Here is a 2640-nt window from a genome sequence, read left to right on the forward strand (position 1 = left end):
AGGATCTGCCTTCCAATATTTATTATTACCTTTATGACTAATGTGGTTCTTGGCGTACTGGCTAAGGTTTCACCCCAGATGAACATGTTCTCTGTGGGTATCCAGATCAAGATTATTGTTGGACTTATGATCATGTTCATTACGATCACCATGCTTTCAGATGCATCCAACTTTATATTCATCAATATGAAGGAGATGATGTCAGACTTTGTATACAGCATGCAGAGCGGCTGATGATTCGGCAAATATAATAAAATATAATCTGCAGTTCTTTGCTGAAGACGCTAATGGTGCTGAAAAAACTGAACAGCCCACAGCGAAAAAGCTAAACGACGCCAGAAAGGAAGGCCAGGTTGCCAAAAGTCAGGAAGTTGCAACTGCCTTTACTTTACTTGCGCTTTTTCTCATTATCTGGGTTTTATATCCCTTTATTGGATCTAACATTGTGGGGATATTTAACAGGGTGTACAACAGTATTCCTGATGTGGCAAGAACTTATGATGGAAGGCTACCTATCGCCTATATCAGGAGCATTATTTCAAATGCGATACTTACCATGGGGCTTATAGCTTCCCCATTTTTCATACTGGGATTTTTGATCGCTTTTATCAGTGACCTGGTTCAGGTTGGTTTTAAACCTACAGCTAAACCGCTTAAGCCAAAGTTTTCAAAGCTCAATCCCATAAGTGGTATGAAAAAGATCTTTTCAACCAGAAAACTATTTGAGCTTGCAAAGTCAATTCTTAAGCTTGCTGTTATGGCTGCTGTCATATATTCATTTTTGACAGGAAGAACGGAATCTCTTTTCCTGCTGTATGACATGCCACTTCGGCAGGCTATTGGTCTTATGGGAAACCTTATTATTTCCCTGGGGATCAGGATCGCAGCTGCATATATGGTCATTGCATTTATTGATCTTATCTATCAGAGAAGGAAATTCACCAAAGATATGATGATGACCAAGCAGGAAGTAAAAGATGAGTTCAAGAATTCTGAAGGAGATCCTGCAGTAAAGAGTGCTCAGAAGCGCCGTATGATGGAAGCTTCAAGAAGGCGTATGATGCAGCAGCTACCACAGGCTGATGTAGTTATCACTAACCCTACTCACTACGCTGTAGCCATCAAGTATGATGCTGATGAGTCTGATGCGCCTATCGTTGTAGCTAAGGGTGCTGATTATCTGGCACAGAAGATAAAAGAGATCGCAAGAGACAATGACGTTGAGATCGTAGAAAACAAGCCCTTGGCCAGAATGCTATATGCCAATGTTGAAGTCGGAGAACTTGTTCCCCCAGAGCTTTACAAGGCTGTAGCTGAAGTCCTTGCTTATGTATATCACTTAAAGGGCAAGATTTGATTTTAGATTGAAACTATAAACCAGATGGAAGGAGGATGATGATGGATCTTAAGAAAATCAGAGATCGCGTATATGACTATGGTCTTGCGCTTTATATTGTTGCAGCTATTGTTATGCTCATTATTCCGCTTCCTGATTGGATGCTGGATATTTTGCTGGCTTTTGATATGTCACTTTCCTTTGTGATCATGTTTACAGCCATGTTTGCTACCGAAGTTTTGCAGATGTCTTTTTTCCCGACAATCCTCTTGTTTACCACAATATTCAGGATTGCCCTAAACGTATCATCAACAAGACTTATCCTTACTCAGGGCAGTGCAGGAGAAGTTATTGAAGTATTCGGTACTTTCGTAGGTGGCGGTGACCTTATCGTTGGAGCTATTGTCTATGTCATCCTTATCATTGTACAGCTCATGGTCATCAACAAAGGTTCTGAGCGTGTCGCTGAAGTATCGGCACGTTTCACACTGGATGCTATGCCAGGTAAGCAGATGGCTATCGATGCTGACCTTAATACCGGAGCAATCACAGATGCTGAGGCAAAGGAACGAAGAGACAAGATCCAGGAAGAAGCAAGCTTCTTTGGAGCCATGGATGGTGCTACCAAGTATGTAAAAGGAGATTCAACTGCGGGTCTTATCATTACCGCAGTAAACCTTATTGGCGGAATAGCCATGGGTGTTTTACGAATGGGAATGGATGTAAACACAGCCATTAACACCTATTCAATCCTCACCATGGGTGATGGACTTGTAAGTTCAATTCCTTCACTTATGATCTCGATGTCAACAGGTATCTTGGTAACTAAGGGGTCTAAAGAGGCAGACTTTGGTCATGTACTTATTGGTCAGCTCTTTGGAACAGCCAAGACACTTTATCTTGTTGGAGCAGTAGTTGCGGGACTTGGTATTTTATCACCTCTTCCTACTATTCTTTACGTCACATTTGGTGCAGCATTTATCATACTTGGACGTATTGCAAGCCAGACCATGGAAGAAGTCGCAACAGAAGGAGAAGTATCTTCAGAAGAAGAACAGCAGGCTGAGGAGATCAGACAGCCTGAGAATGTCACAAGCCTTCTTCAGGTTGATCCTATTGAGCTTGAATTTGGTTATGGTATCATCCCGCTGGCTGATGTTAACCAGGGTGGTGACCTTCTTGACCGTGTCGTAATGATACGAAGACAGGTTGCCCTTGAGCTTGGTACTGTTGTGCCTATTATCAGACTGCGTGATAACATTCAGTTGAATCCCAATCAGTACATAATTAAAATTAAAGGTATA

General features: G+C 41.8%; 3 protein-coding genes. All 3 read left to right on the forward strand.

The window, feature by feature from the left end:
• A partial coding sequence (locus J6I68_RS11980; RefSeq protein ID WP_292220615.1) for a flagellar biosynthetic protein FliR occupies positions 1-234 on the forward strand: 234 nt, incomplete at its 5' end.
• Between the two features lie 28 nt (positions 235-262).
• Entirely contained in the window at positions 263-1357 is a 1095-nt protein-coding gene (gene flhB / locus J6I68_RS11985) for a flagellar biosynthesis protein FlhB (protein ID WP_442861728.1), read from the forward strand.
• Between the two features lie 41 nt (positions 1358-1398).
• Positions 1399-2640, forward strand: a 1242-nt coding sequence (locus J6I68_RS11990; RefSeq protein WP_292220618.1) for a flagellar biosynthesis protein FlhA, incomplete at its 3' end; no start/stop codon positions are given.

This window comes from Butyrivibrio sp., assembly GCF_017940685.1.
In the GTDB taxonomy this organism is placed as follows: domain Bacteria; phylum Bacillota; class Clostridia; order Lachnospirales; family Lachnospiraceae; genus Butyrivibrio.